Origin of the sequence: Enterobacter cloacae complex sp. SHL018 (assembly GCF_049237905.1) — a bacterium.
In the GTDB taxonomy this organism is placed as follows: domain Bacteria; phylum Pseudomonadota; class Gammaproteobacteria; order Enterobacterales; family Enterobacteriaceae; genus Enterobacter; species Enterobacter hormaechei_C.
The window spans coordinates 82859-98285 of record NZ_JBMKJE010000001.1; the positions used below are offsets into that span (position 1 = coordinate 82859).

Annotated in this window: 12 protein-coding genes; 10 read left to right on the top strand and 2 right to left on the bottom strand. The window is 57.4% G+C overall.

Annotated elements, in window-relative coordinates:
- Positions 1 to 117 precede the first annotated feature (117 nt).
- From phoB to ACOTY5_RS00445, 7 genes are all read left to right on the top strand, one after another.
- On the top strand, positions 118 to 807 hold the full coding sequence (phoB, locus tag ACOTY5_RS00415; RefSeq protein WP_045142039.1) for a phosphate response regulator transcription factor PhoB: 690 nt from the start codon (positions 118 to 120) through the stop codon (positions 805 to 807).
- Positions 808 to 828: 21 nt separating this feature from the next.
- Positions 829 to 2124, top strand: coding sequence for a phosphate regulon sensor histidine kinase PhoR (gene phoR / locus ACOTY5_RS00420; RefSeq protein WP_017383159.1), 1296 nt, complete (start codon positions 829 to 831; stop codon positions 2122 to 2124).
- Between the two features lie 409 nt (positions 2125 to 2533).
- A complete protein-coding gene (gene brnQ / locus ACOTY5_RS00425) occupies positions 2534 to 3853 on the top strand; it encodes a branched-chain amino acid transporter carrier protein BrnQ (RefSeq protein ID WP_003859118.1) in 1320 nt (439 codons plus the stop codon).
- An 81-nt stretch (positions 3854 to 3934) separates the two neighbouring features.
- Positions 3935 to 5308: a proline-specific permease ProY gene (proY, locus tag ACOTY5_RS00430; protein WP_017383160.1), complete on the top strand. Its 1374-nt coding sequence runs from the start codon at positions 3935 to 3937 to the stop codon at positions 5306 to 5308.
- Positions 5309 to 5471: 163 nt separating this feature from the next.
- Positions 5472 to 7289 (top strand): maltodextrin glucosidase, encoded by a 1818-nt coding sequence (gene malZ, locus ACOTY5_RS00435; RefSeq protein WP_062933926.1) that lies wholly within the window; start codon positions 5472 to 5474, stop codon positions 7287 to 7289.
- Between the two features lie 91 nt (positions 7290 to 7380).
- Entirely contained in the window at positions 7381 to 9990 is a 2610-nt protein-coding gene (locus ACOTY5_RS00440) for a DUF2339 domain-containing protein (RefSeq protein ID WP_045142041.1), read from the top strand.
- Entirely contained in the window at positions 9987 to 11366 is a 1380-nt protein-coding gene (locus ACOTY5_RS00445) for a DUF3999 domain-containing protein (protein ID WP_045142042.1), read from the top strand. The genes ACOTY5_RS00440 and ACOTY5_RS00445 overlap by 4 nt, the downstream gene beginning before the upstream one ends.
- Before the next feature lie 49 nt (positions 11367 to 11415).
- Here ACOTY5_RS00445 and ACOTY5_RS00450 read toward each other — a convergent pair whose 3' ends face one another.
- Entirely contained in the window at positions 11416 to 12018 is a 603-nt protein-coding gene (locus ACOTY5_RS00450; protein ID WP_003859113.1) for a peroxiredoxin C, read from the bottom strand.
- A gap of 127 nt (positions 12019 to 12145) precedes the next feature.
- The gene (acpH, locus tag ACOTY5_RS00455) at positions 12146 to 12727 is read right to left on the bottom strand and encodes an ACP phosphodiesterase (RefSeq protein ID WP_032647405.1); all 582 of its coding nucleotides are present in this window, start codon (positions 12725 to 12727) and stop codon (positions 12146 to 12148) included.
- A 92-nt stretch (positions 12728 to 12819) separates the two neighbouring features.
- Here acpH and queA point away from each other — a divergent pair, with 92 nt between their 5' ends.
- The 3 genes from queA to yajC are packed head-to-tail and all read left to right on the top strand — an operon-like array spanning position 12820 to position 15426.
- The gene (queA, locus tag ACOTY5_RS00460) at positions 12820 to 13890 is read left to right on the top strand and encodes a tRNA preQ1(34) S-adenosylmethionine ribosyltransferase-isomerase QueA (protein WP_015571304.1); all 1071 of its coding nucleotides are present in this window, start codon (positions 12820 to 12822) and stop codon (positions 13888 to 13890) included.
- A 53-nt stretch (positions 13891 to 13943) separates the two neighbouring features.
- Positions 13944 to 15071 (top strand): tRNA guanosine(34) transglycosylase Tgt, encoded by a 1128-nt coding sequence (tgt, locus tag ACOTY5_RS00465; protein WP_015571303.1) that lies wholly within the window; start codon positions 13944 to 13946, stop codon positions 15069 to 15071.
- 22 nt (positions 15072 to 15093) lie between these two features.
- Positions 15094 to 15426 carry a preprotein translocase subunit YajC gene (gene yajC, locus ACOTY5_RS00470; RefSeq protein ID WP_003859109.1) on the top strand — a complete coding sequence of 111 codons (333 nt, stop codon included), beginning with the start codon at positions 15094 to 15096 and terminating at the stop codon, positions 15424 to 15426.
- Position 15427: the final 1 nt, after the last annotated feature.

Consider the following 15427-nt stretch of genomic DNA (forward strand, 5'->3'; position numbering starts at 1 on the left):
AAAACAACAGTTTGCTATTTATAGTGGTAATGTTTTTCATAAATCTGTCATAAATCTGACGCATAATGACGCCGCATTACAGACTTGTAACTTAAATACGATAAGACAGGGCAAAGTATGGCGAGACGTATTCTGGTCGTAGAAGATGAAGCTCCGATCCGTGAAATGGTGTGCTTCGTGCTTGAACAAAATGGCTTCCAGCCGGTTGAAGCGGAAGATTATGACAGCGCGGTGAACCAGCTGAATGAACCCTGGCCCGATCTGATCCTGCTGGACTGGATGCTGCCTGGCGGTTCCGGATTGCAGTTTATCAAGCATATCAAACGCGAGGCGATGACCCGCGATATCCCGGTGGTAATGCTGACGGCGCGCGGCGAGGAAGAGGATCGCGTGCGCGGTCTGGAAACCGGCTCGGACGATTACATCACTAAACCGTTCTCCCCGAAAGAGCTGGTGGCGCGTATCAAAGCCGTGATGCGCCGTATTTCACCGATGGCGGTGGAAGAGGTGATTGAGATGCAGGGGCTGAGCCTGGATCCTACCTCACACCGGGTCATGACCGGTGAAAATCCCCTCGATATGGGACCGACCGAATTTAAACTCCTGCACTTCTTTATGACCCACCCGGAGCGCGTTTACAGCCGCGAACAGTTGCTGAATAACGTCTGGGGAACTAACGTCTATGTCGAAGACCGAACGGTTGACGTCCATATTCGCCGCCTGCGTAAAGCACTGGAACTGAGCGGCCACGATCGCATGGTACAGACGGTCCGCGGCACGGGTTATCGTTTCTCGACCCGTTTCTGAACAATGACAGGAGTGTGACGCGTGCTGGAACGTCTGTCATGGAAAAGGCTCGTCTTTGAACTGATCTTATGTTGTATTCCGGCTCTCATTCTGGGGGCTATCTTTGGCTATCTGCCGTGGTTTTTACTGGTGGCCGTGACGGGATTGCTCGTCTGGCATTTCTGGAATTTACTGCGTCTCTCCTGGTGGCTGTGGGTCGACAGAAGTATGACACCCCCGCCGGGAAGCGGGAGCTGGGAACCGCTACTCTACGGCCTGCACCAGATGCAGATGCGTAACAAAAAGCGCCGTCGTGAGCTGGGAAGCCTGATCAAACGCTTTCGTAGCGGTGCGGAGTCGCTGCCGGACGCGGTGATCCTGACGACAGAAGAAGGGACAATCTTCTGGTGTAATGGCCTCGCGCAACAGCTGCTGGGCCTGCGCTGGCCGGATGATAATGGTCAGAACATCCTGAACCTTCTGCGTTATCCCGAGTTCACGCTGTATCTGAAAAAGCGGGATTTTTCGCGCCCGCACAATCTGAAGCTCAATAACGGTCGCCATCTGGAAATCCGCGTGATGCCCTACAGCGATCGGCAGTGGCTGATGGTAGCGCGGGACGTTACCCAGATGCACCAGCTTGAGGGCGCGAGACGTAACTTCTTTGCCAACGTCAGCCACGAGCTGCGTACGCCGTTGACGGTGCTTCAGGGCTACCTGGAGATGATGCAGGAGCAAACGCTTGAGGGGGCGCCGCGTGAGAAAGCACTGCATACCATGCGGGAGCAGACGTTCCGCATGGAAGGGCTGGTCAAACAGCTGCTGACGCTTTCAAAGATTGAGGCTGCCCCGTCGCTGGCGCTAAACGACATCATTGATGTGCCGATGATGTTGCGGGTGGTGGAGCGCGAAGCCCAAACGCTGAGTCATAATCAGCACACCCTGAGTTTTGACGTTGATAACACGCTGAAAGTGCTCGGCAGTGAAGATGAGCTGCGAAGCGCTATCTCAAACCTGGTCTATAACGCCGTGAATCATACCCCGAAAGGGACGCATATCGCGGTGTGCTGGCAGCATACCCCGGCGGGCGCTGAGTTTAGCGTCGAGGACAACGGGCCGGGGATTGGGCCCGAGCACCTCCCGCGTCTCACCGAACGATTCTACCGGGTGGATAAGGCGCGCTCGCGGCAGACCGGCGGGAGCGGACTGGGACTGGCAATTGTGAAGCATGCCGTCAGCCACCACGAAAGCCGGCTCAATATCGAAAGCACCCTGGGTAAGGGCACGCGCTTTAGCTTCGTGATTCCGGAACGATTAATTGCCAAAAAAAGCGCCTGACGGCAGATGTGTCAGGCTACCTTTCCACGGGCCAGCGATTGCTGGCCCGTTTGCTTTGCAGTCAAGCGAAACGCGGATGAATATTATACGGCTGGTGCTTTTTTGTTCGCATGATTAGCCATGAGTTTTTCTTATACATGGCATATTATTTTGGTCTGAATTTCCATGCTGGCATATTGTTCTGGTTTTACGATCCCTTCTTGCCTTTAAACGTTATAAGCGTTTAAATTGCCCCCCATATACTGTCAGACCGACTGTATTTGCGTGGTAAATCGAAAAACTATTCTTCGCCACGCCAGGACGGGAGCATATCCCGCTGAAATTGAGCAAATTTTCCGCTGTATCGTCCCGTGAGGGATGGCGAAAATCTCAACGTATTCAACACCACATCCACAGGCAGTAAGGTTTTATGACCCATCACTTGAAATCGCGTGACATTATCGCGCTGGGCTTTATGACATTTGCGCTGTTCGTTGGCGCAGGTAACATCATTTTTCCTCCAATGGTTGGCTTACAGGCGGGTGAACACGTCTGGACGGCTGCGTTTGGCTTCCTGCTTACTGCCGTGGGCCTGCCGGTACTGACCGTTATCGCGCTGGCGAAAGTCGGTGGCGGTGTGGACAGCCTCAGCACCCCGATTGGCAAAGTGGCTGGCGTTCTGCTGGCAACCGTCTGCTATCTGGCCGTTGGCCCGCTGTTCGCGACCCCACGTACGGCGACCGTCTCCTTTGAAGTGGGTATCGCCCCGCTGACCGGTGACGGCGCGATGCCGCTGTTTATTTACAGCCTCATTTACTTCGCCATCGTGATTCTGGTTTCTCTCTATCCCGGCAAACTGCTGGATACCGTGGGTAACTTCCTGGCTCCGCTGAAAATTGTGGCGCTGATCGTGCTGGCGGTTGCGGCCATCGTCTGGCCTGCGGGGCCCATCAGCTCCGCGATGGACGCTTATCAGAACGCGGCGTTCTCAAACGGTTTCGTGAACGGCTATCTGACAATGGATACGCTCGGTGCGATGGTGTTTGGTATCGTTATCGTTAACGCCGCGCGTTCCCGCGGGGTGACCGAAGCGCGCCTGCTGACTCGCTACACCATCTGGGCTGGCCTGATGGCCGGTGTCGGCCTGACGCTGCTGTATCTGGCGCTGTTCCGTCTGGGGTCAGATAGCGCAACGCTGGTCGATCAGAGCGCAAACGGCGCGGCGATCCTGCATGCTTACGTGCAGCATACCTTTGGTGGTGCAGGCAGCATGCTGCTGGCGGCGCTGATTTTCCTGGCCTGTCTGGTGACGGCGGTGGGTCTGACCTGCGCCTGCGCGGAGTTCTTCGCCCAGTATCTGCCGCTCTCTTACCGCACGCTGGTGTTTATCCTCGGCATCTTCTCCATGGCGGTGTCAAACCTCGGTCTGAGCCACCTGATTCAGGTGTCAATTCCGGTGCTGACGGCGATCTATCCGCCATGTATCGTGCTGGTGGTGCTGAGCTTCACCCGCCCGTGGTGGCATAACTCGACGCGAATTATTGCGCCGGCCATGTTTATCAGCCTGATTTTTGGTATCCTTGACGGGATCAAAGCATCAGCATTTGCAGAAATCCTGCCAGCCTGGACACAGCGTCTGCCGCTGTCCGAGCAGGGCCTGGCCTGGCTGATGCCTTCCGTTGTAGCGCTGGTTCTGGCGATTATCTGGGACCGTGCGGCAGGGCGTCAGGTGACATCCAACGCCCATTAATCAACGGCAACAAATTGTTTAACCACGGGGCTTAAGGCCCCGTGGTTTTTTGTTTTTTTCGTGTTGAATGGCAAGATTTTAATGGAAAGCACTAACAAACTTAAACGTGGATTGAGCACCCGCCACATCCGCTTTATGGCGCTGGGCTCGGCTATCGGCACCGGTCTTTTTTATGGCTCGGCAGATGCCATCAAAATGGCCGGTCCAAGCGTTCTGCTGGCCTACATCATCGGCGGCGTGGCGGCCTATATCATCATGCGTGCGCTGGGGGAGATGTCGGTTCACAACCCCTCTGCCAGTTCCTTCTCCCGCTACGCACAAGAAAACTTAGGCCCGCTGGCCGGGTTTATCACCGGCTGGACCTACTGCTTCGAAATTCTGATTGTCGCCATTGCCGATGTGACGGCGTTTGGCATCTATATGGGGGTCTGGTTCCCCGCCGTGCCGCACTGGATCTGGGTACTGAGCGTGGTGCTGATCATCTGCGCCGTCAACCTGATGAGCGTGAAGGTGTTTGGCGAGCTGGAGTTCTGGTTCTCCTTCTTCAAGGTCGCGACCATTATCATCATGATCCTCGCCGGTTTCGGCATCATCATCTGGGGTATCGGCAACGGTGGGCAGCCAACCGGCATCCATAACCTGTGGAGCAACGGCGGCTTCTTCAGCAACGGCTGGCTCGGGATGGTCATGTCGCTTCAGATGGTCATGTTCGCCTATGGCGGTATTGAGATTATCGGCATCACCGCCGGGGAAGCGAAAGATCCGGAGAAGTCCATTCCGCGCGCCATCAACTCGGTGCCGATGCGTATCCTGGTGTTCTACGTGGGCACGTTGTTTGTGATTATGTCCATCTACCCGTGGAACCAGGTGGGCACCAACGGCAGCCCGTTTGTCCTGACTTTCCAGCATATGGGCATTGCGTTTGCCGCCAGTATTCTCAACTTTGTGGTACTGACCGCCTCGCTGTCGGCCATCAACAGTGACGTGTTCGGCGTGGGTCGTATGCTGCACGGCATGGCGGAGCAGGGCAGTGCGCCGAAGGTGTTTGCCAAAACGTCGCGTCGCGGCACCCCGTGGGTAACGGTGCTGGTCATGACCGTGGCGCTGCTGTTCTCGGTTTACCTGAATTACATCATGCCGGAGAACGTCTTCCTGGTGATTGCGTCACTGGCGACCTTTGCGACGGTGTGGGTGTGGATCATGATCCTGCTGTCGCAGATTGCGTTCCGTCGCCGCCTGTCGCCAGAAGAGGCCAAAGCGCTGAAGTTTAAAGTGCCGGGCGGCGTGCCAACGACCATTGTCGGTCTCATCTTCCTGGTCTTCATCATTGGCCTGATTGGTTATCACCCGGATACCCGTATTTCTCTGTACGTGGGCTTCGCGTGGATCGTCCTGCTGCTGGTGGGCTGGATGTTTAAATGTCGCCGCGATCGTCAGCTGGCGGAAGCACAGTAAGGTAAAAATGCCGGGTGGCGCTGCGCTTACCCGGCCTACACTCCCTTTTGCCCTGGAAAAAATCTCCTCCTCCGTTCTCCTCCCCCAATAATCCCGAACACGATGAGCTATCTTTAATCACCCTGTGGCAAGGTGACGTCAATTTCATCAAAGGGGATTCGTGATGTTAAACGCCTGGCACCTTCCGGTTGCCCCATTTGTTAAGCAAAACAAAGACAACCTTGTGATTACGCTCTGGCTGGCAGGGGACAATCAGCCTGAACGTGTGACCCTGCGCGCCGAAGTGGATAACGAAGAAACGTCGCTGAAAATGCACAAAGTGCGCAGCCAGCCGCAGCCGGGCGTCACGGCGTGGCGGGCAAATATCGATTTGCGCAGCGGGCAGCCGCGTCGCCGCTACGGCTTCAAGCTGCTGTGGAACAACCGGCAGCTGTGGTTTACCCCGCAGGGCTTCAGCCGTTTTCCTCCGGCCCGGCTGGAGCAGTTTGCCGTGGATCACCCGGATAACGGCCCGCAGTGGGTTAACGATCAGGTCTTTTACCAGATTTTCCCGGACCGCTTTGCGCGCAGCGAAAAGCGCAACGCCGATCAGGACAAGGTTTATTACCATCATGCGGTCGGTCACGACATTATTCTGAAAAAATGGGACGAGCCGCTGACCGCCCAGGCGGGGGGATCGACCTTTTACGGCGGCGATCTCGACGGTATCAGCGAAAAACTGCCGTACCTGAAAACGCTCGGCGTCACGGCGCTGTACCTGAACCCGGTGTTTAAAGCGCCAAGCGTGCACAAATACGATACGCAGGATTATCGCCACGTTGACGAGCAGTTTGGCGGTGACGAGGCGCTGCTGCGGCTGCGGCACAACACGCAAAAAGAGGGTATGCGCCTGATCCTTGATGGCGTGTTCAATCACAGCGGTGATTCTCACGCGTGGTTTGACCGTCATAATCAGTCGATGAGCGGCGCATGCCATAATCCGGACTCACCGCAGCGTGACTGGTACAGTTTTGATGAGAATGGCCGCGCCCTGGACTGGCTGGGCTACCCGAGCCTGCCGAAGCTCGATTTCCAGTCGCCATCGCTGGTGAATGAGATCTACGGCGACGACGACAGCATCGTGCGCCACTGGCTGAAAGCGCCGTGGAGCATGGACGGCTGGCGGCTGGACGTGGTGCATATGCTGGGTGAAGCAGGCGGGGCGCGGAATAACCTTCAGCATGTCGCCGCCATTACCCGGTCGGCAAAAGCGGTCCGGTCGGAAGCATTCGTCTTCGGGGAGCACTTTGGCGACGCGCGTCAGTGGTTGCAGGCTGATGCAGAAGACGCGGCGATGAACTATCGCGGCTTCACCTTCCCGCTGTGGGGTTTCCTCGCTAACACCGATATCTCTTACGATCCGCAGCATATCGACGCAGAAACCTGCATGGCGTGGATGGAAAACTATCGCGCTGGCCTGTCGCATCAGCAGCAGCTGCGGATGTTTAACCAGCTCGACAGCCATGATACCGCGCGCTTTAAATCATTGCTGGGTAAAGATGTGGCGCGTCTGCCGCTGGCGGTGACCTGGCTCTTTACCTGGCCGGGCGTACCCTGCATCTACTATGGCGATGAAGTGGGGCTGGAGGGGAATAACGATCCGTTCTGCCGTAAAACCTTCCCGTGGGAGAGTGAAAAACAGGATCAGGATCTGTTCAGCCTGTACCAGCGTATGGCGACGCTGCGCAGGCAGAGTCAGGCCCTGCGCTACGGGGGCTGCCAGGTGATGTACGCCCACGATAACGTAGTGGTCTTTGTCCGCGTCTATAACCAGCAGCGCGTGCTGGTGGCGATCAACCGGGGCGAGGCGTGTGAAGTGGTGCTGGAAGATTCACCGCTGCTGGCCGGTAAAACGTGGAAGATCAAAGAGGGTAAAGCGACGTTCCAGGAGAGCGTGCTCACGCTGCCCGCGATCTCCGCTGCGGTCTGGTTCGGCAGCTAAGCGCAGGCAGAATAGTTTTCACCTTTTAAGATGGCGCAAATGCAACAATTTGTGTCAATCTTAGCGGATCGTTTACGGTGAAGGTGGAAACATGGACGAGCTTTACATCCTTGGCTGTTTGTTCCTGGTTTTTGCGCTGGTCGTGGCACCCGTGCTCGCGGTGATAGGCTTTAACCGAAGCACGGCGGCGCGGCAGGAGATCGCCCGGCTTCGCCAGCGCATTGAGGCGCTTGAGCAGCGCGGTGTCGCTGAGAAAGCGCCGGAGCCGGTGCAGACCGCCGCGCCGGTGGAGACGCCAGCGTCGGTGGCAGAAGCCGTTACCGCACCTGTCGATCCCTGGCGTCCCGAACCGCCCGTCACTGAAGCAGAACCAGCGCTTGTACCGGCGGCAAAACGGCCTTACACCTTTGGCGGCATCCTGTCCTCGCTGACGCGCTGGTTTATGCAGGGCAATCCGCTGGCAAAACTGGGGATTGTACTGCTCTTCCTCGGCCTCTCTTTCCTGCTGCGCTATACCGTTGAACATTCACTGTTTCCGCTTGAGCTGCGTCTTGCCGCCACGGCGCTGTTTGCCATGGTTCTGCTGGCCGTTGGATGGCGGCTGCGGCACAGGCAGCGGATCTACGCGCTGATCCTCCAGGGCGGGGCGACCGGCGTGCTTTATCTAACCGTCTTTGGCGCATTCCGGCTGTGGCAAATGCTGCCGATGACGCTGGCGTTTGCGCTGCTGGTGGTGATTTGCGCGGCGAGCGTCGGGCTGGCCGTGCTGCAAAAGGCGCTGAGCCTTGCCATGCTGGCGAGCCTCGGCGGATACCTTGCGCCGCTGCTGTTGTCTACCGGAGGCGGCAGCGTTGTGGCGCTGTTCTCCTTCTATCTCCTGTTATCCATCGGCATTCTCGTCATCAGCATCTGGCAGCACTGGCGCGAGCTCAACCTGCTCGGGCTGCTCTTCACGTTTGGCGTTGGCGGGGTGTGGGGGCTGAGCGACTACCAGCCGGAAGACTATGTTATTTGTCAGCTGTTCCTGATTGCCAATACGCTTATTTTTGGCGTGTTTAGCGTGGCGCTGTCGCTGCGGGCGCAGGAAAAAGGCAAACAGATTATTGACGGCGCACTGCTGTTTGCTCCGCCGCTGATTGGTTTTGGGATGCAGTATGGCATGACGTCTCACTGGACGTACGGCCCGGCGCTCAGCGCGCTGGGCTATGGTGCGTTTTATCTCTCACTGGCGTTTCTCGCACTGCGACGCTATCCGTCTGTCGGGCGGCCACTGATTATGGCGGCGCTGGCGATCGGCGGCGGGTTTGCCACGCTTGCCATTCCGCTGGCGCTTTCAGCGCGCTGGACGGCGATGGCCTGGGCGCTGGAAGGGCTGGGTATTCTCTGGCTGGGCGTGCAACAGCAGCAGCGCCGCATGAGCTATAGCGGGACGGCGCTGCTGGTGCTGGCGCTCGGCAGCGCGATATGTGCGCAAATGGACGGCGTCACCTCGTTGAGCCTGCTGCTTATTTTCGCAGTGCTCAGTCTTTGCTGGCTGGCTGCGGCCTGGCTGTGGCAGAAAATCGCGCAGCCGGGCAGTTGGGCATTGCTGGCCGGTGGGCTGCTGTTCTGGTTAGTGGCGCTGCTGGGCGCGTCGCAGCTGTTCCTGAAGCAGGAGTTATCGGTTCTGGAAGGCGTGCTGGCGCTGACGGCGGCGTCGGCCTGGGGATGGCGGCAGGCTGCCGCTCGTCTGGCGTGGCGGGAGCTGGATGCCAGCAAATGGCTGCTGTGGCCGGTGATGCTGCTGATGGTGCTGTATCAGATCTGGCAACAGCAAATCCTGGCGGCCAGCTGGGCAAATCTGGCCTGGGCTATTGCGCTGCCTGCCGCCCTGATGCTGCTGCGGCGCGACGAAGATAAACTTCTGCCGCGCATCTCAATGGGACTGCATCTGTCGCTGGTGTGGATGATTTTACTCGCCATAGCCGCCGAGCTTTACTGGTTTGCCCGCTCCCTGCCGTGGGGCATGGCGGCCTGGGGAAGCGGCATTGCGATGGCTGTTGGCGGTGGGGTGATTATGGCGCTCTCCGCGGCCGTACGGCGTCGCGGGTGGCCGTTCCGGGTATGGCCTGCGCTCTACGCCTGCCTTGCCGCGATCCCTGTGGTTGTGGCGCTGGTGGTATTGCTGGTCGTGACCAATTTGCAGGACGGTGTGGTCTATCAACAGACATGGCTGCCGCTGGTGAACCCGCTTGAGGAAGGGGCGGCGTTCGCGCTGCTGGGGTTGGTGGTGTTTTATCGGGAAGTGGATCGCTACTATCCGGCATCGCTTGCGCAGTCCCGTCCGTGGCCCGCCGTTGTGCTGATGGCCCTGGGTTTCTGGTGGCTTAACGGCGCATTGCTGCGCGCGCTGGCGTGGTACGGCGAGGTGGCCTGGAATTGGGAGTCGTTGTGGCATTCGCGGCTTATCCAGACCACCTTTGCCCTGTTCTGGATGTTGTGCGCGCTGGTGGTCATGATCCGCGCCACCCGTCACGCCTCCCGTCAGCAGTGGCTTGGCGGTGCGGCGCTACTGGGGGTGGTCATGCTCAAACTGATGCTGGTGGACAGCGCGGGCGGTGGCGGCCTGGCGCGCGCCGTCGCGTTTATTGGCGTGGCGATCCTGGTCCTGATTGTGGGCTATTTCTCGCCGCTACCGCCTAAAGCAGGAGAAGAAAAATGAAATGGATGAACGCGGTTGTTTGTACGGCACTGCTGGCCGTGGCCGGTCCGGCATTCAGCGAGGGCGCGCCAGCGGAATCCCCGCGGGATTATGCCTATGGCCTGTCCCTTGATACCTCTGCCTCTTCGCCGTGGTATCGGGTCATGCTGCCGCTGGCGGTTTATCAGCAGAGCACATCGCCCGATCTGCGCGACGTGCGCGTGTTTAATCAGTCGGGCGAGCCGGTACCGTTCAGCCTGGTTACCACGACGCGTCCGCAGCCGGCACCGACCACCACGGCGCTGCGCCTCTTTGCGCTTAACGCCTCGCCGGGCGGAGAAGAGGACAGCGGCGATAAAATTATGCTACGGGCCAGAAACGGCGTGGAAATTGTGCTGGAAGGGCAACACGCGGCGGCTGCCGGACAGCACTATCTGCTGACCCTGCCGGAAAACGCGACGGAGGTTCCGCTCTCTCAGCTCCAGCTTTTCTGGGACACGCCGCAGGGCTCGTGGCAGGGGACGGCATCGGTCTATTACAGCGAGGATCTGAAAAACTGGTATACCCTGCGCGAAGAGATGCCCCTGCTGGACGTGATGAGTGGACAGGATCGCCTGAAGCTCGACCGCATCGATACCGATCTGGTGTTATCGCCTGAGGCGAATCGTTATCTGCTGCTGGTGCTGAACACGGGGCGTTCTGCCCTGACGTTAACCGGCGTCAACGCGATTAACGCGACTGAACAGCCGGAATCTGAGCACATTAGCCTGGCGGGAGAGGGGGAGCGGTTATCCGAAAGCGAAGCCGTGTGGCGCTGGAAACATCCGCAGCCTCTGAGTGCGATCGGCTTCATGCTGAATGGCGACGGTGTTCTCCCGGCAGAAATAGCCTGGCGGGAGGCGGATAAGGATCGGTGGTATACGCTGAAAAAAGAGGTGATCTACCAGCTCGGCGGCAAAACGTCTGAACCTGTTCCGCTCCCTGGCGGGCTGGTCGAGGCGGTAAAAATCAAGACCCTCAATGCGCGTTTGCCTGAGAACCTGCCTGGCGTGACCGGGCAACGCGTGCGCTACGATCTGGTGTTTAACGCGCAGGGGAAGGGGCCGTACCTGCTCGCGTGGGGGAACGGGGCTGCGAAACCGGCGAGCGTGGAGACGGATATGCTGATCCCGACCGAACTGCGTAAAACCTACGATCTGGCAGCCCTGCCGATGGCGGATACGCTGGAACCTGTCCCGCTGGGTGGCGAGGCGCGTTTAACCGCGACGTCTGCGGCTGAGCAGGAAAGCAGAATGAAAACGCTGATGGTCTGGGGCGTACTGATTGCGGGGGTGATGGTGCTTGCGGGTATGGCATGGCGCATCTGGCGCGAGGTAAAAAAAGACGGCGCAGCATAAGCCATAAAAAAACCCGCGTATTCGCGGGTTTTTTGGTAAACCGTGCCGATTACAGGCTGGATACGTTCTCAGACAGGTATTTAGCTACGCCGTCTGGGGAAGCCGCCATACCTTCTTTACCTTTTTCCCACTGAGCCGGGCACACTTCACCGTGCTCTTCGTGGAACTGGAGCGCGTCAACCATGCGCAGCATTTCGTCGATGTTACGACCCAGCGGCAGATCGTTCACAACCTGGTGACGAACGATGCCGTTCGCGTCGATCAGGAAAGAACCACGCAGTGCAACGCCAGCGTCCGGATGTTCGATACCGTAAGCCTGCTGGATTTCGCGTTTGATGTCCGCAACCATCGCGTATTTCACTGCACCGATACCGCCGTTTTCGACAGGGGTGTTACGCCATGCGTTGTGTACAAATTCAGAGTCGAAGGAGACGCCAACCACTTCCACGCCACGCTTCTGGAATTCTTCGTAACGTTTGTCGAACGCGATCAGCTCAGACGGGCAAACGAAAGTGAAGTCCATTGGCCAGAAGAACAGAACGGTCGCTTTACCGTTGGTGTGCTGTTTGAAGTTGAAGTTTTCAACGATTTCACCATTGCCCAGAACGGCGGCAGCTGTAAAATCCGGAGCCGGACGAGTTACCAGAACCATATGATTCTCCTGTAGATACTAAGGTTATTTGGAACGCAACGCGGGTCAGTATAGAGGCAGTACGGGAATAAGACAAAGAGGTGGTAACAATCGTTCCACCAGCTTTTACCTATCAATCGAACCGACTTCACAGTTCTTTATTTTTCGCCTGCGTCATCATACGCGGGTAGAACTGCCAGAAGCGGGTTTCCAGCGCATCATAATGTTCATCCAGGTCATGCCATGAGTCGCGCAGCGCGTCCAGACGCGGTCGACGGCTCGCCATGCCGTTCAGGACGTTCTGAATGAAATCCATCTCGCGGTATCGCTCCAGCCAGCGTTCAGACCAGAGATAGTTATTCAGATTCACAAAGCGCGGCGGGGAGTCCGGCAAAATGATCGACACCTGCGCGTGGGCGTAGCGCACAAACTCAGGCAGCGACATATCAGGCGACAGCCGGGACCAGTGGCGCGACAGGAAATGATCCCACATGACGTCGAGCGTGATCGGCGCCACGCGTCGGGTTTCGGGGCGGAACCAGGCTTTGGCTTCCGTCACTTCCGGCAGGTTATCGGTCAGCACGTCGATGCGGCGGTGCATAAAAATCCCGTCGACAACCTCCGGGGAAAAGTCTTCCGCGGGGTTGCCGCGTACAAAATCGGCCAGCAAATTGCCGGAGAGGGAGCTGTCCGCGAGATGAGCGAGATGCAGGTGAGCGAGAAAATTCATGCGTTTTCGTTGTCCGGTGGCGGCTAGTTGTTGCAGCAAAAGGGTGTGAGCACTAGACTATGCCGCCTGTTTTTAAGTCACGAGTATACGTCATGCGCGTCGCCGATTTCTCCTTTGAACTACCTGAATCCCTGATTGCTCACTATCCCATGCCTGAGCGTAGCAGCTGTCGCTTGCTGTCACTGGACGGGCCAACGGGCGCGCTGACGCACGGTACTTTCACCGATCTTCTCGACAAGCTCAACCCTGGCGATCTGCTGGTCTTTAACAATACCCGCGTGATCCCGGCGCGTCTGTTTGGCCGTAAAGCCAGCGGCGGTAAGATTGAGGTGCTGGTCGAACGTATGCTCGATGATAAACGTATTCTGGCACATATTCGCGCCTCCAAAGCGCCGAAGCCGGGCGCTGAACTGCTGCTGGGGGATGACGAGAGCATCAAAGCGACCATGACCGCGCGTCACGACGCGCTATTTGAAGTGGAATTCAACGACGAGCGCACGGTGCTCGACATCCTCAACGCTATCGGCCACATGCCGCTGCCGCCGTATATTGAGCGCCCGGACGAAGAGGCCGACCGCGAGCTGTATCAGACCGTCTACAGCCAGAAGCCTGGCGCGGTGGCGGCGCCAACGGCGGGCCTGCACTTTGATGAACCGCTGCTGGAAAAGCTGCGCGCCAAGGGCATTGAGATGGCCTTCGTGACGCTGCACGTCGGCGCGGGTACCTTCCAGCCGGTGCGCGTGGACAGCATCGAAGACCACATCATGCACTCTGAGTATGCCGAAGTGCCACAGGAGGTTGTGGATGCGGTGCTGGCGGCGAAAGCGCGCGGTAATCGTGTCGTGGCCGTCGGTACAACGTCGGTACGTTCCCTTGAGAGCGCTGCGCAGGCCGCGAAAAGCGAGCTGATTGAGCCGTTCTTTGGCGATACGCAGATCTTTATCTACCCGGGCTATCAGTACAAAGTCATTGATGCGCTGGTGACCAACTTCCATCTGCCTGAATCGACGTTGATTATGCTGGTTTCCGCGTTTGCGGGGTATCAGCATACGATGAACGCCTACAAGTCTGCGGTAGAACAAAAATATCGCTTTTTTAGCTACGGTGACGCGATGTTTATCACGTACAATCCGCAGGCTTTGAATGAGCGTGTCGGGGAATAAGTCCGCGGCACCGTATTACAACGTTGGACTGTTTTTCTGACGTCGGAGAAAAAATGAAATTTGAACTCGATACCACCGATGGCCGCGCGCGTCGCGGTCGTCTGGTGTTTGATCGCGGCGTGGTAGAAACCCCCGCGTTTATGCCTGTGGGCACGTACGGCACCGTAAAAGGAATGACGCCGGAAGAAGTTGAAGCCACTGGCGCACAGATTATCCTCGGCAACACCTTCCACCTGTGGCTGCGTCCGGGTCAGGAGATCATGAAGCTCCACGGCGACCTGCACGATTTCATGCAGTGGAAAGGCCCGATCCTCACCGACTCCGGCGGTTTCCAGGTCTTCAGCCTGGGCGATATCCGTAAGATCACCGAGCAGGGCGTACACTTCCGTAACCCGATCAACGGCGATCCAATCTTCCTCGATCCGGAAAAGTCTATGGAGATTCAGTACGATCTCGGCTCCGATATCGTAATGATCTTCGACGAATGTACGCCATACCCGGCGGACTGGGACTACGCCAAACGCTCAATGGAGATGTCCCTGCGTTGGGCGAAGCGTAGCCGCGACCGTTTTGACGCCCTGCAAAACAAAAATGCGCTGTTCGGCATTATCCAGGGCAGCGTTTACGAAGATTTACGCGATATCTCGGTTAAAGGTCTGGTAGAGATAGGCTTTGATGGCTACGCTGTCGGCGGTTTGGCTGTGGGTGAGCCGAAGGAAGATATGCACCGCATTCTGGAGCATGTCTGCCCGCAAATCCCGGCGGATAAACCACGATACCTGATGGGTGTGGGTAAACCAGAAGATCTGGTGGAAGGCGTACGTCGCGGCATTGATATGTTCGACTGCGTTATGCCAACCCGAAACGCGCGTAACGGTCATCTGTTCGTTACCGATGGCGTGGTGAAAATCCGTAACGCGAAGCATAAGAGTGACACCAGCCCGCTCGATTCCGAGTGCGATTGCTATACCTGTCGCAATTATTCTCGCGCGTATCTGCATCATCTCGATCGTTGCAACGAGATTTTGGGGGCGCGTCTCAATACCATTCATAATCTTCGTTATTATCAGCGCTTAATGGCTGGTTTACGTAAGGCTATCGAAGAGGGTAAATTAGAGAGCTTCGTGACCGATTTCTACCAACGTCAGGGGCGGGATGTTCCACCGTTGAACGTTGATTAATTTTAATAATGAGGGAATTTGAATGAGCTTTTTTATTTCTGATGCGGTAGCAGCAACGGGTGCACCAGCGCAGGGCAGCCCGATGTCTCTGATTCTGATGCTGGTTGTGTTCGGTCTGATCTTCTACTTCATGATCCTGCGTCCACAGCAGAAGCGTACTAAAGAGCACAAAAACCTGATGAACTCCATCGCGAAGGGCGATGAAGTCCTGACCAATGGTGGCCTGGTGGGTCGCGTAACCAAAGTAGCGGAAAACGGCTACATTGCTATCGCCCTCAACGACACCACTGAAGTGGTTATCAAACGTGACTTCGTAGCTGCCGTTCTGCCGAAAGGCACCATGAAGGCGCTGTAAT